Origin of the sequence: Aquirufa echingensis, assembly GCF_042714525.1 — a bacterium.
Lineage (GTDB): Bacteria > Bacteroidota > Bacteroidia > Cytophagales > Spirosomataceae > Aquirufa > Aquirufa echingensis.
In genome coordinates this window covers 459,512-483,999 of sequence record NZ_JBBKYA010000001.1, presented here as the reverse complement: position 1 = coordinate 483,999, position 24,488 = coordinate 459,512, and the positions used below count along the sequence as shown (strand labels likewise).

38 protein-coding genes are annotated in these 24,488 nt (G+C 40.5%); 4 read left to right on the top strand and 34 right to left on the bottom strand.

The window, feature by feature from the left end; all coding sequences use genetic code 11:
• The first annotated feature begins 169 nt into the window (after nt 1–169).
• Complete coding sequence (locus tag SKC38_RS02155) at nt 170–805, top strand: phosphatase PAP2-related protein (protein WP_377974681.1); 636 nt, start codon at nt 170–172, stop codon at nt 803–805.
• Here SKC38_RS02155 and SKC38_RS02150 read toward each other — a convergent pair.
• The 4 genes from SKC38_RS02150 to SKC38_RS02135 all read right to left on the bottom strand — a co-directional run bounded on the left by SKC38_RS02150 (nt 794) and on the right by SKC38_RS02135 (nt 5,076).
• Nucleotides 794–2,518 carry a polysaccharide biosynthesis protein gene (locus tag SKC38_RS02150; RefSeq protein WP_377974679.1) on the bottom strand — a complete coding sequence of 575 codons (1,725 nt, stop codon included), beginning with the start codon at nt 2,516–2,518 and terminating at the stop codon, nt 794–796. The genes SKC38_RS02155 and SKC38_RS02150 overlap by 12 nt on opposite strands.
• A 299-nt stretch (nt 2,519–2,817) precedes the next feature.
• Nucleotides 2,818–3,519: a WbqC family protein gene (locus SKC38_RS02145; RefSeq protein WP_377974678.1), complete on the bottom strand. Its 702-nt coding sequence runs from the start codon at nt 3,517–3,519 to the stop codon at nt 2,818–2,820.
• A gap of 8 nt (nt 3,520–3,527) precedes the next feature.
• Nucleotides 3,528–4,547: a thiamine-phosphate kinase gene (gene thiL / locus SKC38_RS02140; protein ID WP_377974676.1), complete on the bottom strand. Its 1,020-nt coding sequence runs from the start codon at nt 4,545–4,547 to the stop codon at nt 3,528–3,530.
• A 49-nt stretch (nt 4,548–4,596) separates the two neighbouring features.
• Nucleotides 4,597–5,076, bottom strand: coding sequence for a hypothetical protein (locus SKC38_RS02135; protein WP_377974674.1), 480 nt, complete (start codon nt 5,074–5,076; stop codon nt 4,597–4,599).
• A gap of 100 nt (nt 5,077–5,176) precedes the next feature.
• On the opposite strand from SKC38_RS02135, the gene SKC38_RS02130 reads away from it, so the two are divergent.
• From SKC38_RS02130 to SKC38_RS02120, 3 genes are all read left to right on the top strand, one after another.
• Nucleotides 5,177–5,416, top strand: a complete 240-nt coding sequence (locus tag SKC38_RS02130; protein ID WP_377974673.1) for a cytochrome b5 domain-containing protein — start codon at nt 5,177–5,179, stop codon at nt 5,414–5,416.
• Complete coding sequence (locus tag SKC38_RS02125; RefSeq protein ID WP_377974671.1) at nt 5,413–6,273, top strand: N-acetylglucosamine kinase; 861 nt, start codon at nt 5,413–5,415, stop codon at nt 6,271–6,273. Before SKC38_RS02130 ends, SKC38_RS02125 begins: the two co-directional genes overlap by 4 nt.
• Nucleotides 6,274–6,359: 86 nt before the next feature.
• On the top strand, nt 6,360–7,772 hold the full coding sequence (locus SKC38_RS02120) for a TonB-dependent receptor (RefSeq protein WP_377974669.1): 1,413 nt from the start codon (nt 6,360–6,362) through the stop codon (nt 7,770–7,772).
• Nucleotides 7,773–7,877: 105 nt separating this feature from the next.
• On the opposite strand, the gene carA is transcribed toward SKC38_RS02120, so the two are convergent.
• The 30 genes from carA to rplC form a co-directional block, all read right to left on the bottom strand.
• Nucleotides 7,878–8,978, bottom strand: coding sequence for a glutamine-hydrolyzing carbamoyl-phosphate synthase small subunit (gene carA, locus SKC38_RS02115; RefSeq protein ID WP_377974668.1), 1,101 nt, complete (start codon nt 8,976–8,978; stop codon nt 7,878–7,880).
• 87 nt (nt 8,979–9,065) lie between these two features.
• Nucleotides 9,066–9,611, bottom strand: coding sequence for a 50S ribosomal protein L17 (gene rplQ / locus SKC38_RS02110; RefSeq protein ID WP_377974666.1), 546 nt, complete (start codon nt 9,609–9,611; stop codon nt 9,066–9,068).
• Nucleotides 9,612–9,693: 82 nt separating this feature from the next.
• Nucleotides 9,694–10,683 carry a DNA-directed RNA polymerase subunit alpha gene (locus SKC38_RS02105; protein WP_377974664.1) on the bottom strand — a complete coding sequence of 330 codons (990 nt, stop codon included), beginning with the start codon at nt 10,681–10,683 and terminating at the stop codon, nt 9,694–9,696.
• Between the two features lie 69 nt (nt 10,684–10,752).
• Nucleotides 10,753–11,358, bottom strand: coding sequence for a 30S ribosomal protein S4 (rpsD, locus tag SKC38_RS02100; protein WP_315574874.1), 606 nt, complete (start codon nt 11,356–11,358; stop codon nt 10,753–10,755).
• Between the two features lie 101 nt (nt 11,359–11,459).
• Nucleotides 11,460–11,855 carry a 30S ribosomal protein S11 gene (gene rpsK / locus SKC38_RS02095; protein WP_315574872.1) on the bottom strand — a complete coding sequence of 132 codons (396 nt, stop codon included), beginning with the start codon at nt 11,853–11,855 and terminating at the stop codon, nt 11,460–11,462.
• Nucleotides 11,856–11,900: 45 nt separating this feature from the next.
• Nucleotides 11,901–12,278, bottom strand: coding sequence for a 30S ribosomal protein S13 (rpsM, locus tag SKC38_RS02090; RefSeq protein ID WP_315574870.1), 378 nt, complete (start codon nt 12,276–12,278; stop codon nt 11,901–11,903).
• Between the two features lie 40 nt (nt 12,279–12,318).
• On the bottom strand, nt 12,319–12,435 hold the full coding sequence (ykgO, locus tag SKC38_RS02085) for a type B 50S ribosomal protein L36 (protein ID WP_130895424.1): 117 nt from the start codon (nt 12,433–12,435) through the stop codon (nt 12,319–12,321).
• Between the two features lie 31 nt (nt 12,436–12,466).
• The gene (gene infA, locus SKC38_RS02080; protein ID WP_092013982.1) at nt 12,467–12,685 is read right to left on the bottom strand and encodes a translation initiation factor IF-1; all 219 of its coding nucleotides are present in this window, start codon (nt 12,683–12,685) and stop codon (nt 12,467–12,469) included.
• A gap of 7 nt (nt 12,686–12,692) precedes the next feature.
• Nucleotides 12,693–13,499 (bottom strand): type I methionyl aminopeptidase, encoded by an 807-nt coding sequence (gene map / locus SKC38_RS02075; protein WP_377974661.1) that lies wholly within the window; start codon nt 13,497–13,499, stop codon nt 12,693–12,695.
• A 2-nt stretch (nt 13,500–13,501) separates the two neighbouring features.
• A complete protein-coding gene (gene secY, locus SKC38_RS02070; protein ID WP_377974659.1) occupies nt 13,502–14,830 on the bottom strand; it encodes a preprotein translocase subunit SecY in 1,329 nt (442 codons plus the stop codon).
• 17 nt (nt 14,831–14,847) lie between these two features.
• Nucleotides 14,848–15,294 (bottom strand): 50S ribosomal protein L15, encoded by a 447-nt coding sequence (rplO, locus tag SKC38_RS02065; protein ID WP_377974657.1) that lies wholly within the window; start codon nt 15,292–15,294, stop codon nt 14,848–14,850.
• A gap of 46 nt (nt 15,295–15,340) precedes the next feature.
• A complete protein-coding gene (gene rpmD / locus SKC38_RS02060; RefSeq protein ID WP_377974656.1) occupies nt 15,341–15,520 on the bottom strand; it encodes a 50S ribosomal protein L30 in 180 nt (59 codons plus the stop codon).
• Nucleotides 15,521–15,555: 35 nt separating this feature from the next.
• Nucleotides 15,556–16,074: a 30S ribosomal protein S5 gene (rpsE, locus tag SKC38_RS02055; protein WP_377974654.1), complete on the bottom strand. Its 519-nt coding sequence runs from the start codon at nt 16,072–16,074 to the stop codon at nt 15,556–15,558.
• Between the two features lie 6 nt (nt 16,075–16,080).
• Nucleotides 16,081–16,428, bottom strand: a complete 348-nt coding sequence (gene rplR, locus SKC38_RS02050) for a 50S ribosomal protein L18 (RefSeq protein WP_377974652.1) — start codon at nt 16,426–16,428, stop codon at nt 16,081–16,083.
• A gap of 42 nt (nt 16,429–16,470) precedes the next feature.
• A complete protein-coding gene (rplF, locus tag SKC38_RS02045; protein WP_377974651.1) occupies nt 16,471–17,028 on the bottom strand; it encodes a 50S ribosomal protein L6 in 558 nt (185 codons plus the stop codon).
• Between the two features lie 51 nt (nt 17,029–17,079).
• Nucleotides 17,080–17,475: a 30S ribosomal protein S8 gene (gene rpsH, locus SKC38_RS02040; RefSeq protein ID WP_130895432.1), complete on the bottom strand. Its 396-nt coding sequence runs from the start codon at nt 17,473–17,475 to the stop codon at nt 17,080–17,082.
• A gap of 76 nt (nt 17,476–17,551) precedes the next feature.
• A complete protein-coding gene (gene rpsN, locus SKC38_RS02035; protein ID WP_315574848.1) occupies nt 17,552–17,821 on the bottom strand; it encodes a 30S ribosomal protein S14 in 270 nt (89 codons plus the stop codon).
• Nucleotides 17,822–17,861: 40 nt separating this feature from the next.
• The gene (rplE, locus tag SKC38_RS02030) at nt 17,862–18,416 is read right to left on the bottom strand and encodes a 50S ribosomal protein L5 (protein ID WP_315574846.1); all 555 of its coding nucleotides are present in this window, start codon (nt 18,414–18,416) and stop codon (nt 17,862–17,864) included.
• Nucleotides 18,417–18,460: 44 nt separating this feature from the next.
• Nucleotides 18,461–18,796: a 50S ribosomal protein L24 gene (rplX, locus tag SKC38_RS02025; RefSeq protein WP_377974648.1), complete on the bottom strand. Its 336-nt coding sequence runs from the start codon at nt 18,794–18,796 to the stop codon at nt 18,461–18,463.
• 42 nt (nt 18,797–18,838) lie between these two features.
• Nucleotides 18,839–19,207: a 50S ribosomal protein L14 gene (gene rplN / locus SKC38_RS02020; protein WP_377974646.1), complete on the bottom strand. Its 369-nt coding sequence runs from the start codon at nt 19,205–19,207 to the stop codon at nt 18,839–18,841.
• A 43-nt stretch (nt 19,208–19,250) separates the two neighbouring features.
• Nucleotides 19,251–19,508, bottom strand: coding sequence for a 30S ribosomal protein S17 (rpsQ, locus tag SKC38_RS02015; protein WP_315574841.1), 258 nt, complete (start codon nt 19,506–19,508; stop codon nt 19,251–19,253).
• A 74-nt stretch (nt 19,509–19,582) separates the two neighbouring features.
• The gene (gene rpmC / locus SKC38_RS02010; RefSeq protein WP_377974644.1) at nt 19,583–19,774 is read right to left on the bottom strand and encodes a 50S ribosomal protein L29; all 192 of its coding nucleotides are present in this window, start codon (nt 19,772–19,774) and stop codon (nt 19,583–19,585) included.
• Between the two features lie 40 nt (nt 19,775–19,814).
• Nucleotides 19,815–20,234: a 50S ribosomal protein L16 gene (rplP, locus tag SKC38_RS02005; protein WP_377974642.1), complete on the bottom strand. Its 420-nt coding sequence runs from the start codon at nt 20,232–20,234 to the stop codon at nt 19,815–19,817.
• 44 nt (nt 20,235–20,278) lie between these two features.
• Nucleotides 20,279–21,094, bottom strand: a complete 816-nt coding sequence (rpsC, locus tag SKC38_RS02000; protein WP_315574836.1) for a 30S ribosomal protein S3 — start codon at nt 21,092–21,094, stop codon at nt 20,279–20,281.
• A 23-nt stretch (nt 21,095–21,117) separates the two neighbouring features.
• Nucleotides 21,118–21,492: a 50S ribosomal protein L22 gene (gene rplV, locus SKC38_RS01995; protein ID WP_315574834.1), complete on the bottom strand. Its 375-nt coding sequence runs from the start codon at nt 21,490–21,492 to the stop codon at nt 21,118–21,120.
• A 39-nt stretch (nt 21,493–21,531) separates the two neighbouring features.
• Entirely contained in the window at nt 21,532–21,810 is a 279-nt protein-coding gene (gene rpsS / locus SKC38_RS01990) for a 30S ribosomal protein S19 (protein WP_315574833.1), read from the bottom strand.
• Nucleotides 21,811–21,813: 3 nt separating this feature from the next.
• Complete coding sequence (rplB, locus tag SKC38_RS01985) at nt 21,814–22,641, bottom strand: 50S ribosomal protein L2 (protein ID WP_377974639.1); 828 nt, start codon at nt 22,639–22,641, stop codon at nt 21,814–21,816.
• Nucleotides 22,642–22,686: 45 nt separating this feature from the next.
• Nucleotides 22,687–22,974, bottom strand: coding sequence for a 50S ribosomal protein L23 (rplW, locus tag SKC38_RS01980; RefSeq protein ID WP_315574829.1), 288 nt, complete (start codon nt 22,972–22,974; stop codon nt 22,687–22,689).
• Nucleotides 22,975–23,011: 37 nt separating this feature from the next.
• Nucleotides 23,012–23,641, bottom strand: a complete 630-nt coding sequence (rplD, locus tag SKC38_RS01975; RefSeq protein WP_377974637.1) for a 50S ribosomal protein L4 — start codon at nt 23,639–23,641, stop codon at nt 23,012–23,014.
• A 32-nt stretch (nt 23,642–23,673) separates the two neighbouring features.
• Nucleotides 23,674–24,291 carry a 50S ribosomal protein L3 gene (gene rplC, locus SKC38_RS01970; RefSeq protein WP_377974635.1) on the bottom strand — a complete coding sequence of 206 codons (618 nt, stop codon included), beginning with the start codon at nt 24,289–24,291 and terminating at the stop codon, nt 23,674–23,676.
• Between the last annotated feature and the right edge of the window lie 197 nt (nt 24,292–24,488).

The following is a 24,488-nucleotide window of genomic DNA, read 5'->3' as shown; positions in this document are numbered from 1 at the left end:
TCTTGTTTGTTAATGTAGCGGAAGGTTTTGAAGAACTTCCGCAGGATATGTGAGCCAATGTGATGGAAATAAGTCCAATCATGGCAATATTTTTGAGCAGCTTATTCATTTCATTTTAAATTTAGCGTAGTTTTGCGCTCCGTTTTGCAGGGTATAACGAAAAAGATACATGAAAGGTTTTGAACAATCCATCGAAGTAAATTGGACTGCCGCGTGGCAAGATAGCCGATTTCGTTGGCAATTGATACTCGCTCTCGCTGTATTTGCGATCTTCCCATGGAAGGCTGATGATTACTTTCAATGGATTCAGCAGCGAGAGGGGATTGTTATGCAAGATGTGATTTTAGCAAACATCCCGGCTAAAAATGTTTCTATTCCCATTTTTGCAATTATCTATGTGAGTGTTGTTTATCTGATTGTTCGAATCATTCGACAACCTAAGCACTTTCTATGGTTTGCATGGGCATTTAACATCGAAACCCTACTTCGTTTTGCGTGTATTTATGGGGTTGCTTTAAATCCCCCGGCAGGTTTGGTGGATTTACATGATCCGATCGCCGAGTTGTTTATATATGGGGAAAACCTGGCCATCACTAAAGATTTATTCTTTTCGGGGCACACGGCAACGATGGTTTTTGTTTGTTATTTCTTGACTAACAAAATGGAAAGAAATATCGCCTTTTTATTTACTGCGATACTCGTTGTTTTACTGCTTGTGCAGCATGTACATTATAGTTTGGATATTCTGGCTGCACCTGTGGCAACTTGGATTGCGATAAAACTCGCCAAACGCCTAATTGCTTAGTTTGGCAGATTTACTTGTCGCCGACTTCAAATCAAGTTTTTCGAAAATAGAATTATTTGATTTGTATTCTGGAATGACCTCTTTGATTTTTGATACGAGGTTATTGGTATTTCCTTCTTTTAAAAGCTCTGTAATTTCCTGAATCTTAGCCTCCATAAATGAAAAGCTAGGCGAATTTACTTTGGCAATCAGAATCTTAGGATGATGGGTAGGCAAGGTATTTTCATCCGTATTTAATAATTCCTCGTATAATTTTTCTCCTGGTCGGAGACCCGTGTATTTAATTTCAATATCGCGCTCTACCCGGAGACCACTGAGTGTAATCATTTTCTTTGCGAGGTTAACAATCTTTACTGATTCTCCCATATCAAAGACAAAAACTTCACCCCCCTCACCCATCGTTGCCGCTTCTAATACGAGCTCACAGGCCTCTGGAATCGTCATAAAGTAACGAGTAATGTCAGGATGCGTTACTGTTACAGGGCCACCACGTTCAATTTGTTTCTTGAACAAGGGAATGACCGATCCACTAGAACCTAATACATTCCCAAATCGAGTCGCAATAAACTTGGTCCCTACTCCTTCATTCACATTCAAAGATTGGGTATACATCTCGGCAAAACGCTTGGTTGCACCCATGACATTGGTAGGGTTAACCGCTTTATCCGTGGAAACCATGACAAATTTTTCTACGCCATGTTCTGCTGACAAATCAGCCAAAATCTGAGTCCCTAAAATATTTACTTTAACAGCTTCGTAGGGATTTTTTTCCATTAAAGGCACATGTTTGTAAGCCGCTGCATGGAAAACAAATGCGGGTTTATGCGCTTTAAATATGGCCGACAAACGATTTCTGTCAGTCACATCAGCAATTTTTACTACTAATTCAGTATTCGAAGGCATCAAACTAGAAAGCTCATATTCGAGGTCAAACAATCCTGATTCTGATTGATCGACCAAAATGATTTTCGCTGGGAAATAGGCAATTAATTGTCGGACAATTTCACTTCCAATAGACCCTGCAGCCCCTGTAACCAATACAGATTTCGAATTAATTTCTTGGCTGATTTGCTTGTTGTTCATTTGAATTTCTTCGCGGCCCAACAAGTCTTCAATCTTCACATTGTGGATTTGATTTAAGGCAAATTCGCCATTAACCCATTTGTCAACTGGCGGGAGAATTTTCACTACAACTCCTCGATCAAGAAAGATGTCGGAAATCTTCCGTTTTGCTTGCAGACCTATGTTGTTAATCGCCATGATAACTTGCAAACCTTCGTAACGATCTACGAACTTTTCCATGGCTTCGGCTAGACTGAATACGCGAATTCCCTCAATGGTTTTATCGATTTTAGAAGCATTATCGTCAATAAAACCGAGCACTTGATAATTGACACCGCGGTCATTTTGGATGACGTTTTTTGTCAACATACCTGAATAACCCGCACCGTAAATCAGCACTCCAACAGCGGGTTTAAATTCATTGATAAATGACTCGTAAAACGATTTCACAAAAAACCGCAATGAAACCATCAAGAAAAGGCAAATGAAAAAGTCAATGACTAAAATGGATAATGGAACATAGAGTAGGGTATTAATTCCGGAGGAATAACGTAGCACAATGGAAACAATTCCCGTAATGATTGTACCTGCACTGACGGCTTTAAGGATTAAAACGGCATCTTCAATACTTGTATGACGAATGATTCCCATGTAGGATTTAAATCCCAGGAAAACGAAAATTCGGATAGTTAGAAGTAAGGCAAAATGAAACTGAAAGCTATAAAGATCAATCTCGCTGTAATGAAAATTCATACGCAAGAGCGTAGAAAGCGAAAATGAAAACATGACAATAATCAAATCTATCGCCAGCACAAGCCACCTCGATAGAAAACGATTTGAATACCTCCGAATGAATAGAGATTGAGTCATGTCCTGGTTCACTTTTTTAATCACCATAAATTTACGAATAAACCGCCCTTTAATGAATCTTAATTTACTAAATGGTCAATTTATTCCAAAGTGTAGTTGGCCAACATCTGTTTTATTCGATTAGGTTCATTCCACATCAGTACATCAATCATCGATAGGCCGGGAGTAAAATCATCTGATTTCCCTTGCGCATATGGCAACAAGGTTGGCCTGATGAAAGATAAGTCAACGCCCTTAGCTGCAAAAAAATCTTTCTCATAAAGGCTTTGGCCATTAAGCGCATTAATGTATTGTGACGACCCTAATTTTTTTGTCAAATGAATCAAACGCTCTGCTCGACCTTCAGCTTGATTATCCGCTAACTCTGAACTGTAGTGGAAACGCTTTTCCAGTCCTAGATATTGCCAAACGAGCTCAATACTTTGACCTGCAAGTTCAGCCATGCTCGCAGGCTGCTGTGTTAAAAGTCCACGAATCAAGGGCATCACTTGGTCAAAATGTGGCGCTTTTTTATACGCCGACTCCAATTGAACAATAAATTTACCTGGGAATTCAGGTCCCCAGGCAACAGTAGACTCGCGAATAGTTTTGTTTTGGCTTTGCTTTTCAAGGGGAATCGTAAACAAGAACTCTCTGCCTTGCATGAGTATACGATTCCGATTAATCCAACCCTTTTTAATAAACATGACATCATCATAAAACACAAAATCATCCACAGCTTGGACTAGCTGAAAGTAGCCCAAGTAAGGGAAGAAATACGGTTGCATGATGGCTACAGACATGGCGATATTTAGTTAAATCCCGGCGCAGTCAAGTTCACAATTTGGTCTGATTTCATGACCATAACCTTTTCGTTTTTCAAATCCGTCATATACCCAATCGCAGTCACGTCCGCGATTTTTTCTACTTTTTCGAAATCCGATTGCGAGACTGTGAAGACCAATTCATAGTCTTCTCCTCCGTTCAATGCTGCAGTTAATGGACTTAAATTAAATTCCGTCGCCGCCAAATACGTCTCGTCATCAATTGGAATATTCTTTTCAAAAATGCGTGCTCCTGTACCTGAAGCTTCACACAAATGCAGAATTTCCGCAGCCAAACCATCCGAACTATCAATCATCGAAGTAGGCACAACGCCCAATTCGCGCAATTCATGAATGATATCAAAACGAGCCGATGGCTTAAGCTGGCGTAATACCACATAACTCTTATTATCCAATTCAGGTTGCATATCTGGATTAGCTAAAAAAACTTGTTTTTCGCGTTCCAAGGATTGAAGTCCCATCAGAGCTCCCCCAAAATCCCCACTTACACAGATGACGTCGTTTGGTTTCGCATTCGAACGGGTAACAACTTGAGTTGAGTCAACTACACCATTGGCTGTAACCGAAACAATCAAACCTTGTGGAGAAGCGGTTGTATCACCGCCCACTAGATCGATTTGGTAATCTTCGCAAGCGGTTTTGATTCCGGCATATAATTCGTCAACAGCCTCTACTGAAAAGCGATTGCTTAGCCCGATTCCAATCATGATTTGTGTAGGAATGGCATTCATTGCCGCGATATCCGACACCGCAAGAGTAACAATTTTATAGCCTAAATGCTGCAAAGGCGTGTAAGATAGATCAAAGTGAACACCTTCGATTAACAATTCCGTTGATGTAACAGTCAATTGATTCGCTGCTTCCAGCAAGGCTGCATCGTCACCAATACCCAATTTTGTCCAACCTTGATGCTGAGCGAATGGAGTTGCCAAACGCTTGATTAATCCAAACTCACCTAAGGTGCCTATTTCTGTTCTATTTTCCATATAATAAAAAAAGCCGCCTCAGGAGACGGCTTACAAAATGTCGAGTTGATTATGGGTTTACCAAAGCCAAGCTTACTTTTTTATTGCTCGCTTTGATGTAAGTTGTGCTTGTTTCCAAACTCAAGGCAGATGCCGAAGGTGTTCCGACGATATTAAATTCCAAGGTTCCATTCGTGCCCGAAGGAGCTCCTTCCGAACTTGTTAAGCCGTTTAAGGTGATTTTTTTATTGTCTGTCGACAACGTATACGTACCTGTAAATTTACGCCCATCAAATTCAGTTAAAGAAGCCGCTGTGGAGCTAGTCAAATCCAATTTGAATTGAGAATATCCTGATACCAAATTGCTTGTTGCTCCTTTCGAGTATTGAGTAACTCCGTCCCAAGTCGCTGAGCTTACGCTCCATGATTTGCTAACCAATTGCGATACCGTTGGCTGAGGTGTAGGAGCAGGATCAGAACCTGAAGAAGAACCGCAAGAGAGCAATTGAACACTTAATAAACAAATGAGTAAGCCTTGTACGATTTTCATAAAAAGATTCCGTTTTTCGTAAATGTAAAATTAAAAATCTTTACTAAAAAAACGGTCTTTAATCCTTTTTATTTAGCTTCGTAAAATAATAAACACAGTTTTGTCTCAAGCATTAAATTCCTACACACGATCTCAATTAGCGCTCCGAAATGGGCAAGACCGACCTGAAATTTGGGTAGCTTTCCGTGGTTACATTTATGACATGACGAATTCCAAACTTTGGAAAAACGGAAAACACTATGAGCATTGGGCGGGTCAGGACTTGACTTCCGAATTAGCGGATGCTCCACACAGTGAAAAAGTGTTTGAAAAATTCACCCCGATTGGACTATTACAATGATACTATTAATTGAAAGTGGTTCGACCAAAACGGCTTGGCGTTATATTACGCAGGCAAATGAAGCTTTTGAAAGTTTTCAATCGCCAGGCATAAATCCCTATTACCAAACAGCTGAACAAATTTGCGACGCCCAGCACGAAGTCCTTCAAAAAATCCAGGGAATAACGCTTCGGTTTGTCTACTATTTTGGTACCGGAATTACAGATGAATCAAAAAAAGATGTCATCCGGGAGGTTTTATCGCCGGTGATTGGGAATGCTGAACTAAGCATTCAAAATGATTTAATCGCGGCAGGTCTATCGTTGTGCGGAAAGGCGCAGGGTATCGCTTGCATATTAGGTACCGGATCTAATTCTGGCTATTTTGAGCAAGGAGAAATTCAACATCATGTTCCCCCACTTGGATTTTGGCTAGGCGATGAAGGAAGTGGAGGTCATCTAGGCAAAAGTCTTGTATTAGCATATTTGCACCATGAATTACCCGCCGATTTACAATTGACATTTACCAAGCGCTTCGGCGAACTTGATCGATTAACAATACTTCAACATGCATACAAGGGCGAATTCCCAAATCGGTGGTTTGCATCGTTTTCTAAATTCTTGTTTGACCACCGGAAACATCCATTTTGTTATCAACTGATTGAAAAATCCTTTCAGTCATTCTGCGACTTATATGTATTAAAATACCCGCAATCAACCCAAGTACCGATTCACTTTACGGGTTCGGTGGCATTTTATTATGCCGATATACTTCAGCGTGTGTTAAAATCCAACCAATTGCACGTGGGAATAATTAGCGAAGGGCCAATGGCAGGATTAACGATGTATTACAAGGAAAAACACCGAGACCTATTTTAGGATTTTTTCAAGAATCGCTACCTTTGCATGCGAATATTTTTTAACTTGCTAATGCCTAAGCAATTCATCATCAAACCTATTCGCCGATGACCTCCGTATTAAAATCCATTGGAACGAAACAAAAAGCACTTAAGATCAATTTAGATCGAAGTATCTATGGCTCTTTCGCCGAAATCGGCGCAGGGCAAGAAGTAGCAGCCAACTTTTTTAAGGCGGGCGGAGCATCAGGCACCATCGCAAAAACGATCTCAGCCTATGACATGGCCTTTTCTGACGCTATTTATGGCGAAGAAGAATCCGGCAAATATGTTTGCGAACCGCGTTTAATTAAAATGTTAAATCGCGAGTACAAATTACTACAAGTGCGTTTGACAGAAAGTGCAGCTGAGAAGCGTTTCTTCGCCTTTGCGGATACTGTTTCTGCTTTAAATTATCAGAAGACAAATGATGCCCATGGCTGGATTGGTTTACGCTTTCAATTGCGTCCAAATGGTCCCGTGAATAGTGTTGTCATCCACGTAAACATGTTGGATAATGACAATATTCTCCAACAACAAGCATTGGGAATCATTGGAGTCAATTTGATTTATGGCTGTTATTTCTACCACGAAGATCCTGAGAAATTATTGCTTTCGCTTTTAGACGACTTGTCTCGCGATCGTATTGAGATTGATATGATTCGTTTCGAGGGAGCAGATTTCAAAGAGGTGGACAATCGCTTGATGTCCTTGTATTTAGTAAAGCACGGTTACACACAGGCGGCGGTTTTCGGACCCGATGGAAATGTGATGCAACCTTATGATGCCTTAGCGAAGAAACATATCGTGGCGATTCGTGGTAGGTTTAGACCTGTGACCAACATCTTTTTAGATATGTTGAAGAAAGGTCAATCACAATTTGAACAAGAAGCAGATGTGGATGATGATAAGGTTTGTGTGTTATCGGAATTGACTTTGCGGAGTTTGGAGGATGGGACACATAACATCAATGAAAAGGATTTCTTGGACCGTGTGGACATCTTATGTTCCTTAGGCCAAACCGTTTTGATTTCCAATTTCCACGAGTATTTCAAATTGGTTGCCTTTTTAAGTCAATTTTCTAAGCTTAAAATGGCCCTGATTATGGGTATGCCAAATCTTGAATACATCTTTGACGAGAAACATTACACGCATTTAGAGGGCGGTATTTTAAGTGCTTTTGCGAATCTATTTGGGCATAACATCAAATTATATCTATACCCAACAATCGATGATCAAGGGGCTGTTTTGAATTTGAAATCATTCAAACCAGAAGCACACCTCAAGGGATTGTATCAATATTTGATCGACAATTCGAAGTTGGAGGACATCAAAAAATCCGACGAAAAACTAATGAACATCCGTACGGACAAGGTATTGGATATGATTCAGCAAGGCCCGGGGGAATGGGAGAAATTGGTTCCTAGTTCGGTGGCTGCGATGATTAAGGAGAATGCGTTGTTTGGATTTTCTAATCAGTAGTTAGCTTAGCTTTGGCAAACCTTAGAGAATTGCCAAAGCTAGTGTTTTTAAAGCATAAAAAAGCCCATCCGTCAGCTGACGGATGGGCTTTCATTTTATCAGAATCTACTTCAATAAATCAACAAACTGATCGAATAAGTAACGTGAATCATGCGGTCCTGGAGAAGCTTCTGGGTGATGTTGCACCGAGAATGCTTTACGACCTTTCACACGCAAGCCTTCGACCGTTTGGTCATTCAAGTTGATATGCGTTAATTCTGCTTTTTCTGAGCTCTTCAACTCATCCATTTTCACGGCAAAACCATGATTTTGGGATGTGATTTCCGAAAGTCCCGTCACCAGGTTTTTCACAGGATGATTTAATCCACGGTGGCCATTATGCATTTTGTAGGTAGACAAGCCGCATACTTGGGCTAAAATTTGATGTCCAAGACAAATCCCGAATACCGGTTTATCCGAAGCAAGGAATTGTGAAACTGTTTCAACAGCATAAGGCATCGTTGCTGGATCACCAGGACCATTGGATACAAAGTAGCCATCTGGACTCCAAGCAGCAATTTCAGCAAACGGTGTTTTTGCAGGAAAGACTTGTAGGTAGCAATCACGCTCCGTGAAATTCGTCAAGATGCTTTTCTTCACACCTAGGTCTAATACCCCAATTTTATACGTTGCTGATGGATTCCCTAAGAAGTAGGCTTGTTTGGTACATACTTGTGAAGACAACTCCAATCCTTCCATCGAAGGGATCTTCGCTAATTCTGCTTTCAAAGTAGCTAAATCTGAAATCTCGGAAGAAATCAAACAGTTCATCACACCTTGTGTGCGGATGTGACGTACCAACGCGCGCGTATCGATTCCGGAGATTCCAACAATCCCAGCATCTGCTAAATAATCTTGTAGCGAACCATCAGCAGTAGCACGAGAGTGTAAGCTGGCAAACTCGTTACAAACCATTCCCGCAATTTGCACTTGGTTGGATTCTGCTTCCTCTTGACTGATAACTCCGTAATTTCCAATGTGCGCGGTGGTGTTAATAATTACTTGGCCACTGTAGGAAGGATCCGTGTATATTTCTTGGTACCCTGTCATTCCCGTATTAAAGCAAATCTCTCCGCCATGCGTGCCAATTTTACCTAGGGCTTTGCCGTGAAAAAGGGTTCCATCTTGAAGTAAGAGTACTGCCGGTGTTGACTCTGAAACTTTCATAAATATTAATCAAAAATGTAAAAATCCTAAAAAAAGGGCTTCAACTAAACGTTGAAGCCCTTCAAAAAAATGTAAGAAAAGAATATCTTAAGCGTCTTCTCCTTTTTCTTCTGTAGGCTCCTCCGTTGCAGGTGCTTCAGGAGCATCTTCTACAACTTCAGCAGAAGGAACTTCAGCAACTGGAGCAGCTGCTACTGTTTCTTCTTTCTTAGCTCCAGCACGGCGACTACGACGAGTCTTACCAGCTTTCTCAGCAGAAGCAGCTAACATTGTTTCGTTGAAGTCAACTAATTCAATGAAGCAAATTTCCGCGTTATCACCAAGACGATTACCTAATTTGATAATACGTGTATAACCACCAGGACGATTAGCAACTTTTTCAGAAACGATGCTGAACAATTCTTTGATGGCATCCTTATTTTGTAAATAAGAGAAAACCACACGACGATTGTTTGTGCTATCTGTTTTTGATTTCGTAATCATTGGCTCAATGTATTTACGCAACTCCTTTGCTTTCGCAACAGTTGTTTCGATACGTTTGTGCAAGATTAACGAAGAGGCCATATTAGATAATAAGGCTGCTCTGTGGGAAGCTGTTCTTCCTAAGTGATTGAATTTTTTACCGTGTCTCATTTTTGTATTTCGTAAGTTAAAAGCTCTTTCGAGCTGCGGTTAGTTTACGACCTGTAAACCACCTATTACTTTAGTTTAATTATTAATCTTCGTCTAAACGATATTTAGATACATCCATTCCGAACGTAAGACCTTTTTCTTCGATCAATTGTTCTAACTCGGTCAAAGACTTTTTACCAAAGTTACGGAATTTCATCATATCTGAAATCTCCAATTTCGCTAATTCTCCAAGCGTACGAACATCCGCTGATTTTAAGCAGTTGTAAGCACGAACTGAAAGATCTAAGTCCGCTAATGAAGTCTTCAATAACTTACGCATGTGAAGCATTTCTTCATCAACAACGTTATCTTCTTCCGCTTTTGGCGTTTCGAACGTCATTGTTTGATCAGAGAACAACATAAAGTGTTGGATCAAGATATACGCAGCACCTTTCAATGCATCTTCTGGGTGGATAGAACCATCCGTTTCGATATCAAGAACTAATTTCTCGTAATCTGTTTTTTGTTCTACACGTGTATTTTCAATGCTAAATTTAACATTTTTGATAGGTGTGTAGATGGAATCGATAGCGATATGACCGAAAGCAAGCTCGTTAGCACGAGGCTCATCTGCAGGTACATAACCACGACCTTTTTCGATGATCAATTCCACTTCAACTTCTTTCGAAGAATCTAAGTGACAGATCACTAAATCAGGATTTAAAATTGTGAAATAAGGTGTGAATTTAGCGATGTCACCAGCAGTAATGGCTGTTTGGCCTTTTACTTTTAATGTCACCTTGTTATCTAAAATCTCTTGTGCTTTTTTGAAGCGAACTTTTTTCAAGTTTAAGATGATTTCAGATACATCTTCATGTACACCTTCGATAGCAGAAAACTCGTGAAGTACACCAGAAATCTTAACGCTCGTGATTGCATATCCTTCTAAAGAAGAAAGCAAGATTCTACGAAGCGCGTTACCAATGGTAACACCGTAACCTTTTTCGAGTGGCTTGAACTCAAATAACCCGTGAAAGTCATCGGCTTTCTCCATCACAACTTTTTCGGGCATTTGGAATGCTAATATTGACATATTTCGTAGCTTAAAATGATACTGAAAAAACGTTATTGGTACTGTTAATGTTAAGGATAATCCTAGGGATTATTTAGAGTACAATTCGACAATCGCTTGCTCGTTGAAGTTCTCTGTGATTTGATCTCTTTCTGGGTAAGCCAAGAATTTACCAACCATATCACTTTCAGACCACTCTAACCAGTTGTAACGCTTTGGAGAACGTCCAGCCAATGAGTTAGTCACAACTTCTAACGATTTTGATTTCTCACGAACACCGATCAATTGACCTGCGCGCAAAGAGTAAGATGGCACATTTACTACTTCACCGTCTACAATGATGTGTTTGTGGATAACCAATTGGCGTGCAGCACGACGAGTCGGTGCAATTCCCAAACGATATACTGTATTATCTAAACGTGCTTCACACAATTTTAACAAGTTCTCACCTGTGATACCTTCTTTTACAGCGGCTTTGTGGAATAGGTTCTCGAACTGACGTTCTAAGATACCGTACGTATATTTAACTTTTTGCTTCTCCTTTAATTGAACAGCGTATTCAGAAACTTTTGAACGTTTCCCTTTACCGTGCATACCTGGAGCATAATTTTTGCGAGCTAATGCTTTGCTCGGACCTAAAATTGGCTCGCCGAAACGACGTGCAATCTTGGATTTTGGACCTGTGTATCTAGCCATTTTGTTTTTAAAGTCAATGCACCTCTTATGTGCAGTGAAGTAATTAAATTGTGAAAAAAAGCGGGGGAAAATAATTACTAATTACCCCTGCATAAAAATTATTAAACGCGACGACGTTTTGGAGGACGACATCCATTGTGAGGCATTGGAGTGATATCACGGATAAGTGATACTTCGATACCAGAGTTTTGGATGGTACGGATAGCAGACTCACGTCCAGCTCCCGGTCCTTTTACAAAAACTTCCGCTTTCTTCATTCCAGCCTCTACAGCTACTGCTGCACAGTTAGATGCTGCCATTTGAGCTGCATAAGGAGTGTTTTTCTTAGAACCACGGAAACCCATCTTTCCTGCTGATGCCCAAGAGATCACTTGACCTGCTGAATTGGTAATGGAGATAATGATGTTGTTAAAGGAAGCTTTGATGTGTACTTGACCAACTTGCTCAACTACAACAACCCTTTTCTTCGCTTTATCTTTTCTTTTTGCTTGTGCCATACTATTTGATAAATAAAATTGGGTGTGAGGTATTTCCTCTACTTATTATTTAGTTACTTTTTTCTTGTTAGCAACTGTCTTACGACGTCCCTTACGAGTACGTGAGTTGTTCTTCGTGCGTTGACCACGTACTGGAAGACCTTTACGGTGACGCAATCCACGGTAACAACCGATGTCCATCAAACGCTTGATGTTCAATTGAACTTCAGACTTCAGCTGACCTTCTGTTTTGAATTCTGCTGCGATGATCGCACGAATAGCATTCGCTTCCGTGTCGTTCCACTCACCAGCTTTCTTATCAAAAGAAACTGCTGCCTTCGTTAAAATCTTTTGAGCAGTGCTGCGACCAATACCAAAAATATAAGTCAATGCAATCTCTCCTCTTTTTTTGTCGGGAATATCAACCCCTGCAATACGAGCCATATAGGTAATTAATTGTTGTGATTAATCAATTTAGTTTGAATTATCCTTGTCTTTGTTTGAACTTCGGATTCTTCTTGTTAATAACGTAAAGCTTACCGTGACGACGAATCACTTTGCAGTCCGCACTACGCTTTTTAATAGATGCTTTAACTTTCATTTTATTTAATTTTATGGGTCAAACCCTATTTTTACTTGTAACGATAAACAATTCTAGCTTTACTCAAATCATATGGAGACATCTCCAACTTCACCTTGTCACCTGGTAGAATCTTAATGTAGTTCATACGCATCTTACCCGAAATATGAGCAATCACTTGATGTGTATTCTCTAATTCTACTCGAAACATGGCGTTCGAAAGAGCTTCCAAAATAATTCCGTCTACTTCGATCGAAGATTGTTTAGCCATAATATTTTTAAATATTCAACAATACTGTTGAGGTTTTTAGTACTTCTTCTATATAAGCAAAAGTTGTCAATGCTTTTGGACCCGCTGCTGTTACGCCTACTGTATGCTCAAAATGTGCACTCGCCTTGCGATCAATTGTCCGGATAGTCCAACCATCTTTATCAACTGAAATTTGACGCTTGCCTAAATTGATCATCGGTTCGATCGCAATGACCATTCCTTCTTTCAATTTAGCTCCATCTCCACGCCGACCGTAGTTAGGAACTTCTGGACTTTCATGTAGATTTTTACCTACACCATGACCAACCAATTCCCGAACAACTCCATAACCCAGTGATTCCGTATATACTTGCACCGCGTTACCCACATCCCCTACTCGCTTACCTGCTTGGGCTTGATTCAAACCCAAATACAAGGACTCTTTCGTCACTTGCATTAATTTCTGTACCTCAGCATCTACACTTCCTATTCCGTATGTATAGGCGCTATCGGCATGAAACTTATTCTTATAAACACCTGCATCTATTGAAATGATATCGCCTTCTTGTAAGACTAAATCACCTGGCAAACCGTGTACAACCACATCGTTTACCGAAATACATAGTGAATAAGCGTACTTCTTATTTCCTACTTGGTAGTTTAAGAAGGATGGATGTGCTCCATTGTCCTTAATAAACTCATAAGCAATTTTGTCTAATGCTAAGGTCGTAACACCCGGCTGAATGGCCTTCGCTACTTCCGCATGACATTTCCCTAAAATCTCGCCATTCGCTTGGATGATGGCCATCTCTTCGGGAGTCTTCAGGTAAATCATCCTTAACGACCGATCACTTCTGAACGTCCTTTCACACGTCCTGATTGCATTAAACCTTCATACTTACGCATCAACAAGTAACTTTCAACTTGTTGCAATGTATCTAATACGACACCTACTAAGATCAACAAAGAAGTACCTCCAAAGAAAGAAGCAAATCCACGTGTCACACCAAACAAGTTGGCAATCGCAGGAAGAATCGCAATAATCGATAACATAATTGCACCTGGCAATGTGATACGATCTAAAATGCTTGCAATAAAACCAGCAGTCTCTTCGCCTGGCTTAACACCTGGAACGAAACCACCACCACGCTTCATATCGTCTGAAATTTGCGTTGGGTTGATTGAGATAGCTGTGTAAAAGAATGTAAAGACAATAATCAAGAATGCAAATAAAGCATTGTATTGCCATGTAGTAAAGTCACCAAACGATTGAGCAACCGAAGCAGCAAATTCTGATTTCTCAGCAAACGATTGTGCAACTAAACCTGGGATAAACATTAATGCTTGCGCGAAGATGATTGGCATAACACCTGATGCATTTAACTTCATCGGGATGTATTGACGCTCACCACCAACTGCAGCAGCTGATGTTTTGGCTCCTACTACTTGTTTCGCATATTGAACTGGAATACGGCGAACTGCTTGTGTAACCATTACAGCACCCATTACTACGAAGAATAATGCGATAACCTCAATGATGAACAACAAAGCGCCCGACATACCACGAGAACCAGCTTCTTGCAATAATGAAGAAGGGAAACGTGATACGATACCAATCATGATCAACATCGAAATACCGTTACCAATACCTTTGTCGGTGATTTTCTCACCCAACCACATACACAACATCGTACCACCAACTAGGATAGCAACTCCGTAAAGACGGAAGAACCAAGGATCAACCATGATTGCTTCAGTAGGAATTGTTACCTGTAAATAAGTAAAACCTTGAGCCGCAGTAACAAAGATTGTTAGGATACGGGTAATTTGGTTCAATTTTTTACGACCAGATTCGCCATCTTTCTGCATTTTTTGGAAATACGGAAGGGCGATAGTCAATAACTGAATTGCGATAGATGCCGAAATGTAAGGCATGATACCTAAAGCAAAAACAGAGGCGTTGCTCAAAGCACCACCAGAGAACATATTCAACAAGCCGAATAAACCACCATCTCCACCTTGAGATAATTTAGTCGCATCTACACCTGGTAAAACGATAAAAGATCCCAAACGGAAGAAAGCAATGAAGAGAAGCGTATTGACAATACGGCTTCTCAATTCTTCAATTGCGAAAATATGCTTGAAAGTTGTTATTAACTTGTTCATTCGATTAGAATAGAGGATTAACCAACAATTGCTTTACCGCCAGCAGCTTCGATAGCAGCTTTAGCAGCACCTGAGAAACCTTTAACAGTTACTTCTAATGCTGAAGTAACGCCACCACGGCTAAGGATCTTCACTAAGTCAGACTTAGATACTAAACCGTTGCTGTATAAAGTTTCAAATGTGATTACTTTCGAACCTGTTGCGTCAGCTAATGCTTGTAACGTATCCAAGTTGATTGCTTTGTATTCTACACGATTGATGTTCTTGAAACCGAACTTAGGAACACGACGTTGGATCGGCATTTGACCACCTTCAAATCCACGTTTACGTGAGTAACCTGAACGAGACTGAGCTCCTTTGTGACCACGAGCAGAAGTTCCACCTAAACCAGAACCTTGACCACGACCTACTCTTTTTCTTACTTTTACTGAGCCTTCAGCAGGCTTTAACGATGATAATTTCATTGTAATTGGGGCTTAACGCTGCTATTACTAGCAACTCGCGTGTTTATTAAATATTTTCTACAACAATTAAGTGGTTTACGGCACGAATCATACCAGAAATAGCTGGATTTAATTCTACCTCAACGCTCTTACGGATTTTACCTAATCCTAAAGCTTGGATCGTACGTTTTTGTACTTCCGGGCGCTTAATTGCACTTTTTACTTGAGTAATTTTAACTTTAGACATCTTCTGTTCTATTAGTGAGGCTTGAAGCGCTCGGATTATCCATTAAATACTTTCGCTACTGAAATTCCACGTTGGAATGCAACACTGTGAGGTGCACGCATCTTAACTAACGCATCAATCGTTGCTTTAACCACGTTGTGTGGATTAGAAGAACCTTTTGATTTTGCTAGGACATCATGGATACCTGCAGATTCCAATACAGCACGCATCGCACCACCGGCGATCAATCCTGTACCTGGAGCAGCTGGCTTCACTAAAACGAAACCACCCGAGAATTTACCTAATTGCTCGTGAGGCACTGTTTTCTTCAACAAAGGAATTTGGAACAAATTCTTCTTTGCATCTTCGATACCTTTTGTGATCGCGTCAGTAACCTCGTTTGCTTTTCCTAAACCGTATCCAACGATCCCGTTACCATCTCCTACTACAACGATAGCAGAAAAACTAAAACGACGACCCCCTTTTACCACTTTGGCAACACGGTTGATGGCTACTACCTTCTCCTTCAACTCACCCTCGTTAACCTTAATTGGTTTTGCTTGTAAATGCGACATATCTTATTAAAATTGTAAGCCACCCTCGCGAGCGCCTTCAGCTAATGATTTAATTCTTCCGTGATATAAATAACCGTTACGATCGAAAACTACTTTCGTAATACCTGCAGCAGCAGCCGCTTTCGCGATTGCAATACCTACAGTCTTAGCAGCTTCGATATTATTGTTCACTTTGTCCTTCTTGTAAGAAGTCGCAGAAAACAATGTTTTACCAGCTAAATCGTCTACCAACTGAGCATAAACTGCAGTGTTAGAACGATATACTGTTAAGCGAGGACGCTCAGCTGATCCAGCTATCTTAGCACGAATCGCACGCTTGATGCGGGTTCTGCGTAAATCTTTTGTTGTTGCCATTGTTTAACTTGTTTGTGTGGATTTCCGGCCCACGCTTATAATTTATTTCTTACCGCCTGCTTTACCAGCTTTACGACGAACTTGCTCACCCAAGAAACGAACACCTTTACCTTTGTATGGTTCAACTGGACGTAATGATTTGATTTTAGCAGCTACTTGGCCGATCAATTGCTTGTCGATACCTTCTAAAATAACCATTGGGTTTTTACCTTTTTCCATCGCTGTTGCTACTTTAATCTCAGCAGGTACAGACATGAAAATAGCGTGAGAATATCCCAAGCTTAATTCCAAAATATTTCCTTGATTAGCGGCTTTGTAACCAACCCCGATAATCTCTAAATCTTTCTTGTAGCCTTCACTAACACCCACAACCATGTTGTTGATTAATGAACGATATAAACCGTGCATCGCTTTGTGACGCTTTTGCTCAGTTGGACGAGCGACTGTCAACACACCATCCTCAATTTTAACGATGATATCTTGATCAATTTGTTGTGACAAAGTTCCCTTAGGACCTTTCACTGTTACCAAATTACCAGCACTAACTTCTACTGAAACTCCAGCAGGCAATGTGATAATCTTATTTCCAATTCTAGACATAAAATAAATATTAGCTTAAATTACGAGTTGCCCCCTTTCAGCGTGAAACAATTAATATACGTAGCAAAGTACTTCTCCACCTACGTGAAGCGTACGAGCTTCCTTATCTGTAATTACTCCTTTTGAAGTAGATAAGATAGCGATACCTAAGCCGTTCAATACACGTGGCAACTCTTCAGCACCATTGTATTTACGAAGACCTGGTTTAGAGATACGAGTCAAGTTAACGATAGCCGGTTGCTTCGTTACTGAATTGTATTTCAAAGCAATCTTGATAGTTCCTTGTACGGAAGAATCATCGAACTTATAGTTTGAAATGTATCCTTTATCAAAAAGCACTTTCGTGATTTCCTTTTTAATGTTGGAAGCAGGAATTTCAACTACCCTATGGCGTGCCTTAAGCGCGTTTCTCAATCGGGTTAAATAGTCTGCTATTGGATCTGTCATTGTTTTTAAATTTGCCGCACTCCGAAAAACCGGGATGCAAAATTACAGAAATGAATTTAATTAATCAAATTTTATCTTACCAGCTTGACTTAGTCACACCTGGAATCAATCCGTTTGAAGCCATTTCGCGGAACGTAACACGGCTAATTCCGAACTTACGCATATATCCACGAGGACGACCTGTTAGTTTACAACGGTTGTGTAAACGCACTGGAGAAGCATTTTTAGGCAATTTATCTAAACCTAAGTAATCTCCAGCTGCTTTCAAAGCGGCACGCTTCGCTGCATATTTCGCAACTGCTGCTTCGCGTTTTCTTTCTCTTGCTTTTACTGACTCTTTAGCCATTTTGTAAAAATTTTAAAGGGGTTATGAAGCCTTGCGGCAATTATTTTTTAATATTTGAAAAAGGCATTCCAATTGCAGCTAATAAAGCATAAGCCTCTTCGTCAGTAGGTGCAGTCGTCACAAACGTGATATCCATACCTGAGATTTTAGAAACTTTATCAATTGAAATCTCAGGGAAAATGATTTGTTCCTTAACACCTAAAGTATAATTACCACGGCCATCGAAACCTTTCTCTGAAACACCTTTGAAGTCACGTACACGAGCTAATGAAACCGTAGTTAAACGATCTAAAAACTCATACATACGATCACCACGTAACGTTACTTTCACACCAATTGGCATGTTCTCACGTAATTTAAAGTTGGAGATCGCTTTCTTAGAGATTGTTGCAACCGCTTTTTGACCAGCGATTTGTGTAATTTCTTCTACTGCAACATCTACTAATTTTTTGTCGGATACTGCCGCTCCAACACCTTTGTTGATTACGATTTTAGTAATCTTAGGAACTTGCATTACTGATTTGTACTCAAACTTAGTTTTCAAGCCAGGTACAACCTCTTTCAGATAACGCTCTTTTAATCTAGGTACTGCCATGTTCTTATATTTTGTGGATTTCCGACCCACGTTTTACATTCTAATTATGCGATAAACTTACCAGTTGCTTTTGAGTAACGCTGTAATTTACCTTTCTCGTTAAGCTTACGTCCTGTGCGAACTGCCTTTCCATTTTCTACAACCATTAGGTTAGAGATATGGATTGAACCTTCACGCTTTTCGATACCCCCTTGAGGATTGCTCGCAGATGGCTTAACGTGTTTTGTTTGAAGGTTAGCACCTTCCACAATTGCACGAGATTTCTCTGTGATAACTTCTTTGATAACACCCGTTTTACCTTTTGCGTTACCAGCGATAACCATCACTGTATCACCTTTTTTGATGTGCAATTTTGTTTGCTTGATAATTTTCTTTTCCATTGTATGATTCTTTCTATTGGTTAACCCAATATGTCATCGATCTTATAAAACTTCAGGGGCTAAGGAAACGATTTTCATAAAACCTGCCTCACGCAATTCACGAGCAACTGGCCCGAAAATACGAGTTCCTTTTGGCTCATCATTCGCATTCAATAACACGGCTGCGTTATCTTCAAAACGAATATATGTACCATCCTTACGACGAATTTCTTTTTTCGTGCGAACAACCACCGCACGAGAAACCGTACCTTTTTTCATACTTGATGAAGAAAGAGCTGATTTAACTGAAACGACAATCTTATCGCCAATAGAAGCGTATCTCTTACCAGTACCGCCTAACACGCGAATTACCAAAACTTCTTTTGCTCCAGAATTATCCGCTACACCCAATCTTGATTCCTGCTGTAACATTATCTTTGATCTTTAAATTTTAAAATTGAATAACAAGAGTGTCTTATTTCGCTTTAGCGATAATTTCAACTAATCTCCAACGCTTATTTTTTGAAAGAGGACGTGTTTCCATCACTTTCACTGTATCACCGATACCACAATCATTATTCTCATCATGTGCCATCAATTTAGTAGTCTTTTGTACGAACTTTCCGTACAAGGGGTGTTTTACCTTACGGTCAACAGTTAATGTGATTGATTTATCCATCTTATCACTAACTACTTTCCCAATCCTTACCTTTCTTAGATTTCTCTGTTCCATCGTTGGTTTGTTAACTTGTTAAACAATTGACCGTGAGCCGTATGTGGACACGATCTATTAAAATTAATTTTTACTTATGCGTTTACTGCTTTTGTAAGAGCTGTCTCTAACTTAGCGATAACACGACGAGTTTCACGAATACGCATTGGATTCTCGATCGGTGAAATAGCGTGAGCTAATTTCAAACGAGTCAAGTTCTCTTGCTCTGCCGCAATGGCTTTTTTCAATTCGTCTACTCCTAATTTATTTATTTCTGCGTTTTTCATAACAATGCTATTTGGATGTTTAAACCATCAGGCCTAAAACCTATTCTGAATAATCTCTACGTACGACAAACTTCGTGCGCATCGGCAATTTTTGAGCTGCCAAACGCAATGCTTCTTGAGCAATCGCTAAAGGTACACCCGCCGATTCAAACAAAATAGTTCCTGGACGAACGTTAGCTACCCAGTATTCTGGAGCTCCCTTTCCCTTACCCATACGAACCTCTGCAGGTTTTTTCGTAATAACTTTGTCAGGGAAAATACGGATCCAAACTTGGCCCTCACGCTTCATAGCACGAGTTACCGAAATACGAGCTGCCTCAATTTGACGTGCTGTAATACGTCCTGGCTCTAAGGATTTAATAGCGAATGATCCAAAATCAATTTCGTGCCCACGGGTAGCAACACCTCTTACGCGGCCTTTTTGGGACTTACGAAATTTGGTTCTTTTTGGTTGTAACATCTTCTTAAAAGTCTAATATCTATTTCTTGATTTATTTTAGGCAATTAGCGTTTTCCACCACGTCCACGACCACCGGCACCTGGACCACCTGCCTTGTTACGATCTCCACCTTGATCACCATCTGGACGACGTCCGCGACCACCACGGTCACCTGGACGACCACCACGGTCACCTGGGCGAGAATCTGCTGCAGTTGACTGCAAGCCCATGTTCGCGTTTGGCGACAAATCTGGCTTACCGAAAACCTCACCACGGAATACCCATACCTTAATACCGATCTTTCCGTATACAGTTAACGCTTCTGAGATCGCATAATCTACATCCGCACGAAGCGTATGAAGAGGAATACGTCCCTCCTTATATCCTTCAGAACGAGCCATTTCAGCACCTCCTAAACGACCTGATAATTTCAATTTGATACCTTGTGCCCCTACACGCATTGCAGAAGCAATTGCTTGTTTCATCGCACGACGGAATGAAATACGAGCTTGTAATTGTTGAGCAATCGCTTCACCGATCAATTTCGCATCAATTTCAGGACGCTTGATCTCAAAGATGTTGATTTGAACATCCTTACCAGTGATGGCTTTTAACTCTTCTTTTACCTTGTCTACCTCAGCACCTTGCTTTCCAATAACAACACCAGCACGAGCCGTATTGATTGTTAACGTGATGCGCTTTAAGGTACGCTCAATAATAACTTTAGAGATAGATCCTTTTGGAATACGAGCAGCTACATATTTTCTGATTTTCTCGTCTTCAACTAGTTTATCAGCAAAAGTTTTGCCTCCGTACCAGTTAGAATCCCAACCTCTTACGATACCTAATCTTAATCCAACGGGGTTAATTTTTTGTCCCATTTCTTGTTTTATCTAATAGTTAATTATTCTGCTGTTGTTTCTTCCAAGATAGGAGCTGCCGAAGAAGCTACTACGAGGGTAATGTGATTCGAACGCTTCAAGATGCGGTGACCACGTCCTTGCGGAGCTGGACGTAAACGCTTGATTGAAGCACCTCCATCGACGAAGATCGTCTTGATGAACAAGTCAGCCTCCTCAATTTTAGCATCCACATGCTTGTTTTGCCAGTTAGAAACGGCTGAGAGCAACAATTTCTCAATAGCCTTCGCACCAACTTTGGGCTCAAATTTCAAGATACCCAACGCTTTGGATACTTTCTGTCCACGTACCATATCTGCGACAATACGCATCTTCTGTGGTGACGTAGGAACATTTCTTAATTTAGCAATTGCTTCCATTTTACAATATCTGATTACAGGACCCGAAGGTCACCCTTTTTACTTTTTACCTTTGTCTTTCTTCGCAATGTGACCACGGAAGTTACGCGTTGGAGAAAATTCTCCCAATTTGTGACCTACCATGTTCTCAGTTACATAAACTGGGATAAACTTGTTACCATTGTGAACCGCAAATGTGTGACCAACGAAATCTGGAGAAATCATTGAACGTCTTGACCAAGTTTTGATTACTGACTTCTTGCCAGAATCATTCATAACTTGAACCTTGTTATCAAGGCGGTAATCAATGTAAGGACCTTTTTTTAGTGAACGTGCCATCTACTATTTTTTTCTTCTACTGATGATAAGACGATTAGTGTTTTTCTTTGGATTACGAGTTTTCTTACCCTTAGCCAATAAACCAGTACGTGAACGTGGGTGACCTCCTGAAGAACGACCCTCACCACCACCCATAGGGTGATCAACTGGGTTCATAACAACACCACGAACACGTGGACGACGACCCAACCAACGATGACGACCTGCTTTTCCTAAGTTCACGTTCATGTGATCCGAGTTTGATACAGTTCCGATTGTTGCAACACAACGAGCTAATACCATACGCATCTCACCTGAAGGTAACTTCAACGTAGCATATTTTCCATCACGCGCTAATAACTGAGCATATGTTCCTGCAGAACGAGCCATTTCAGCTCCTCTACCTGGTTGCAACTCAATTGCGTGAACCAAAGTACCCAAAGGGATATTTGCCAATGGCAATGTATTACCTACTTCTGGAGCAACTTTCTCTCCTGAAATAACTGTTTGACCTACTTGAATTCCTGCCGGAGCTAAGATATATGTCTTAACACCATCAGCATATTCGATCAAGGCAATACGTGAAGTACGGTTCGGATCATACTCAACTGTCAAAACAGTTGCAGGTACATCAAACTTCGAACGTGTAAAATCAATCACACGGTAACGACGCTTGTGACCACCACCGATATAACGCATCGAGCGACGACCATCCGCATTACGACCACCTGTACGCTTAATAGGCTCCAAAAGGGGCTTATACGGCTTGTCCGTAGTAATCTCCTCGAACGTCGGCGCAATACGCTGACGCTGTCCTGGAGTTGTTGGTTTAATTTTTTTAATTGCTGCCATTTAATTAGTTCAATTTATCGGGATGAACCCCCTTAATTATTTGTATTAAATTCCTTGGTAGAAGTCAATCACTTCTCCTGCTGCTACGGTAACGATCGCCTTCTTGTAAGTTGACGTGCGTCCTGAAGTAACCTTTGTACGTGTGCTCTTGGACTTAACTTTTCCAATTTGACGCATTGTTTGTACATCTTGTACATCAACTCCGTACATTTTTTTAACCTCCTTGGCAATTTCAATCTTGTTTGCTGTCAATTCAACCACAAACACGTATTTGCCTTTTTCTTGCATGGCTTGCGACTTTTCAGTCAAGGCCGGACGTTTAATAATGCCCATTGTTTATTTCGTTTAAACAGAACCGAAGCTCCGTAAATTATTTATTAAATGTTGACTCAATTTTTTGGATCGCATCCACTGTAATTAACAATTTCGATGCATTCACTAAATCGTAAGTATTTACGTCTGCCGCATTCGATACCTTTGTTTTAGGTACGTTACGTCCTGACAATACAACGTTTTTATCAACCTCGTTCAAGATCAATAACGATTTTGTGTTGTCCAAAGAAAGAGCCTTCAACATCGCTAAATATGCTTTTGTTTTTGGTGTATCAAATGATACAGTATCCAAAACAGCGATATCGCCTGATTGCGCCTTAGCCGCTAATGCCGACTGGCGAGCCAAAGATTTAACTTTCTTATTCAATTTGAAATGGTAATCACGTGGACGTGGACCGAAAATACGACCACCACCTTTCATCAACGGCGATTTCATAGAACCCGCACGTGCGCCACCTGTACCTTTTTGTTTCTTAATCTTACGCGTAGAACGCGAAACTTCTGCACGCTCCTTCGCTTTGTGTGTTCCTTGACGTTGGTTAGCTAAATATTGCTTCACATCTAAGTAAACCACATGCTCGTTTGGAACAATTCCAAAGACCTCGTCAGAAAGGGTTACTTTCTTTCCGGTATCTTTTCCTGCGATGTTATATACTGATAATTCCATACTTCAGAATGTCTATAGGCTATGCCCGAATTTTAATTTTCAATGATTACGTATGAGTTCTTTGCTCCTGGTACCGATCCCGATACAACCAAAAGGTTTTTCTCTGGATAAACTTTCAAAACCTGTAAGTTTTGAACCTTTACACGATTACCTCCTGTACGACCCGCCATACGCAAACCTTTGAATACACGCGATGGGAATGAACACGCACCGATCGAACCTGGGTGACGACCACGGTTATGCTGACCGTGTGTTTGACCACCTACTCCGGCAAATCCGTGACGCTTTACAACACCTTGGAAACCTTTACCTTTCGATGTACCTACCACGTCTACAAACGTTTCTACTTCTAACATCTCAACAGTCAAAACATCCCCTAATGCTAAAGGCTGCTCAAACGTGCGAAACTCAACAAGTTTTTTCTTAGGAGTGGTGTTAGCTTTTTTGAAGTGCCCCAACAAAGATTTTGTTGTGTGCTTATCCTTCTTCTCACCATAACCGATTTGAACGGCATTATAGCCTTCTTTCTCAACGGTTTTCACTTGCGTAACCACGCAAGGTCCGGCTTCAATCAGCGTACATGCGACAGATCTTCCGTCTTCCATGTATAGGCTGGTCATTCCGATTTTTTTACCAATAATTCCAGACATAGTATTTTTATATTTATTAAAAAATATGCTTACAAGGCGATCAAGGCTTGTTGTAAGACTTTTATTCAAAATCGTTTCGCAACGATATAGGAATCAACAATAAATTAAAAGCAGAATTGGTACAAGGCGACAAAGTGGAGTCACTGTGGATAACAGTGAAAATCACTCTGTGTAGCTTAATATTCAATTAATACGTT

Excerpts from the sequence above, each read along its gene's own strand:
- rplE (WP_315574846.1), bottom strand. The coding sequence starts at position 18,416 with ATGGCAGTACCTAGATTAAAAGAGCGTTATCTGAAAGAGGTTGTACCT.
- thiL (WP_377974676.1), bottom strand. The coding sequence starts at position 4,547 with ATGGAAAATAGAACAGAAATAGGCACCTTAGGTGAGTTTGGATTAATC.
- rplD (WP_377974637.1), bottom strand. The coding sequence starts at position 23,641 with ATGGAATTATCAGTATATAACATCGCAGGAAAAGATACCGGAAAGAAA.
- rplP (WP_377974642.1), bottom strand. The coding sequence starts at position 20,234 with ATGTTACAACCAAAAAGAACCAAATTTCGTAAGTCCCAAAAAGGCCGC.
- SKC38_RS02155 (WP_377974681.1), top strand. The coding sequence starts at position 170 with ATGAAAGGTTTTGAACAATCCATCGAAGTAAATTGGACTGCCGCGTGG.
- SKC38_RS02125 (WP_377974671.1), top strand. The coding sequence starts at position 5,413 with ATGATACTATTAATTGAAAGTGGTTCGACCAAAACGGCTTGGCGTTAT.
- rpsH (WP_130895432.1), bottom strand. The coding sequence starts at position 17,475 with ATGACAGATCCAATAGCAGACTATTTAACCCGATTGAGAAACGCGCTT.
- carA (WP_377974668.1), bottom strand. The coding sequence starts at position 8,978 with ATGAAAGTTTCAGAGTCAACACCGGCAGTACTCTTACTTCAAGATGGA.
- rplQ (WP_377974666.1), bottom strand. The coding sequence starts at position 9,611 with ATGAGACACGGTAAAAAATTCAATCACTTAGGAAGAACAGCTTCCCAC.
- SKC38_RS02105 (WP_377974664.1), bottom strand. The coding sequence starts at position 10,683 with ATGTCAATATTAGCATTCCAAATGCCCGAAAAAGTTGTGATGGAGAAA.
- rplC (WP_377974635.1), bottom strand. The coding sequence starts at position 24,291 with ATGTCTGGAATTATTGGTAAAAAAATCGGAATGACCAGCCTATACATG.
- rplW (WP_315574829.1), bottom strand. The coding sequence starts at position 22,974 with ATGGGCATTATTAAACGTCCGGCCTTGACTGAAAAGTCGCAAGCCATG.
- secY (WP_377974659.1), bottom strand. The coding sequence starts at position 14,830 with ATGAACAAGTTAATAACAACTTTCAAGCATATTTTCGCAATTGAAGAA.
- rpsS (WP_315574833.1), bottom strand. The coding sequence starts at position 21,810 with ATGGCACGTTCACTAAAAAAAGGTCCTTACATTGATTACCGCCTTGAT.
- SKC38_RS02145 (WP_377974678.1), bottom strand. The coding sequence starts at position 3,519 with ATGTCTGTAGCCATCATGCAACCGTATTTCTTCCCTTACTTGGGCTAC.
- rpsE (WP_377974654.1), bottom strand. The coding sequence starts at position 16,074 with ATGTCGCATTTACAAGCAAAACCAATTAAGGTTAACGAGGGTGAGTTG.
- infA (WP_092013982.1), bottom strand. The coding sequence starts at position 12,685 with ATGGCTAAACAATCTTCGATCGAAGTAGACGGAATTATTTTGGAAGCT.
- rpsN (WP_315574848.1), bottom strand. The coding sequence starts at position 17,821 with ATGGCTAAAGAGTCAGTAAAAGCAAGAGAAAGAAAACGCGAAGCAGCA.
- rpmD (WP_377974656.1), bottom strand. The coding sequence starts at position 15,520 with ATGTCTAAAGTTAAAATTACTCAAGTAAAAAGTGCAATTAAGCGCCCG.
- rplO (WP_377974657.1), bottom strand. The coding sequence starts at position 15,294 with ATGAAATTATCATCGTTAAAGCCTGCTGAAGGCTCAGTAAAAGTAAGA.
- rplN (WP_377974646.1), bottom strand. The coding sequence starts at position 19,207 with ATGTTACAGCAGGAATCAAGATTGGGTGTAGCGGATAATTCTGGAGCA.
- ykgO (WP_130895424.1), bottom strand. The coding sequence starts at position 12,435 with ATGAAAGTTAAAGCATCTATTAAAAAGCGTAGTGCGGACTGCAAAGTG.
- rpmC (WP_377974644.1), bottom strand. The coding sequence starts at position 19,774 with ATGAAAAACGCAGAAATAAATAAATTAGGAGTAGACGAATTGAAAAAA.
- rpsK (WP_315574872.1), bottom strand. The coding sequence starts at position 11,855 with ATGGCACAAGCAAAAAGAAAAGATAAAGCGAAGAAAAGGGTTGTTGTA.
- map (WP_377974661.1), bottom strand. The coding sequence starts at position 13,499 with ATGATTTACCTGAAGACTCCCGAAGAGATGGCCATCATCCAAGCGAAT.
- rplF (WP_377974651.1), bottom strand. The coding sequence starts at position 17,028 with ATGTCTAGAATTGGAAATAAGATTATCACATTGCCTGCTGGAGTTTCA.
- rplB (WP_377974639.1), bottom strand. The coding sequence starts at position 22,641 with ATGGCAGCAATTAAAAAAATTAAACCAACAACTCCAGGACAGCGTCAG.
- rplV (WP_315574834.1), bottom strand. The coding sequence starts at position 21,492 with ATGGAAGCAATTGCTAAATTAAGAAATGTTCCTACGTCACCACAGAAG.
- rpsD (WP_315574874.1), bottom strand. The coding sequence starts at position 11,358 with ATGGCTAGATACACAGGTCCAAAATCCAAGATTGCACGTCGTTTCGGC.
- rplR (WP_377974652.1), bottom strand. The coding sequence starts at position 16,428 with ATGGCAACAACAAAAGATTTACGCAGAACCCGCATCAAGCGTGCGATT.
- SKC38_RS02150 (WP_377974679.1), bottom strand. The coding sequence starts at position 2,518 with ATGGGAATCATTCGTCATACAAGTATTGAAGATGCCGTTTTAATCCTT.
- rpsQ (WP_315574841.1), bottom strand. The coding sequence starts at position 19,508 with ATGGAACAGAGAAATCTAAGAAAGGTAAGGATTGGGAAAGTAGTTAGT.
- rpsM (WP_315574870.1), bottom strand. The coding sequence starts at position 12,278 with ATGGCTCGTATTGCAGGGGTTGATATTCCCGACAAAAAAAGAGGAGAG.
- rpsC (WP_315574836.1), bottom strand. The coding sequence starts at position 21,094 with ATGGGACAAAAAATTAACCCCGTTGGATTAAGATTAGGTATCGTAAGA.
- SKC38_RS02135 (WP_377974674.1), bottom strand. The coding sequence starts at position 5,076 with ATGAAAATCGTACAAGGCTTACTCATTTGTTTATTAAGTGTTCAATTG.
- SKC38_RS02120 (WP_377974669.1), top strand. The coding sequence starts at position 6,360 with ATGACCTCCGTATTAAAATCCATTGGAACGAAACAAAAAGCACTTAAG.
- rplX (WP_377974648.1), bottom strand. The coding sequence starts at position 18,796 with ATGGAAAAGAAAATTATCAAGCAAACAAAATTGCACATCAAAAAAGGT.